This is a genomic window from Streptomyces sp. A0958 (genome assembly GCF_004795035.1).
Taxonomy (GTDB): domain Bacteria; phylum Actinomycetota; class Actinomycetes; order Streptomycetales; family Streptomycetaceae; genus Streptomyces.
This window is the reverse complement of record NZ_SSBK01000113.1, coordinates 1-520: the sequence shown is the minus strand read 5'-3', so window position 1 is coordinate 520 and position 520 is coordinate 1. Positions and strand designations below refer to the sequence as shown.

At 59.8% G+C, this 520-nt stretch carries 2 rRNA genes; both read left to right on the top strand.

The window, feature by feature from the left end:
- Nucleotides 1–117: ribosomal RNA gene (locus E6P78_RS32575) — 16S ribosomal RNA — on the top strand; the annotation flags it as partial.
- A 308-nt stretch (nucleotides 118–425) separates the two neighbouring features.
- Nucleotides 426–520: ribosomal RNA gene (locus E6P78_RS32570) — 23S ribosomal RNA — on the top strand; the annotation flags it as partial.

Genomic DNA, 520 nt, shown 5'->3' with positions numbered 1-520 from the left:
CCCGAAGCCGGTGGCCCAACCCCTTGTGGGAGGGAGCTGTCGAAGGTGGGACTGGCGATTGGGACGAAGTCGTAACAAGGTAGCCGTACCGGAAGGTGCGGCTGGATCACCTCCTTTCTAAGGAGCACTTCTTACCAGGCTTTCGGGTTTGGTCAGAGGCCAGTACACCGGCGAATGTTCGGTGCTGGTTGCTCATGGGTGGAACGTTGACTACTCGGCACGACAGGTTGTTGGTCATTAGTACTGCTCTTCGGGGCGTGGAACGTGGCTGGTGATTGGTCGGGTCGGGCACGCTGTTGGGTATCTGAAGGTACGGCCGTCATGGTCGTCCTTCGGTTGCCGGCCCCAGTGCACTCGTTCTTCGGGACGGGGTGATGGGTGGCTGGTCGTTGTTTGAGAACTGCACAGTGGACGCGAGCATCTGTGGCCAAGTTTTTAAGGGCGCACGGTGGATGCCTTGGCACCAGGAACCGATGAAGGACGTGGGAGGCCACGATAGTCCCCGGGGAGTCGTCAACCA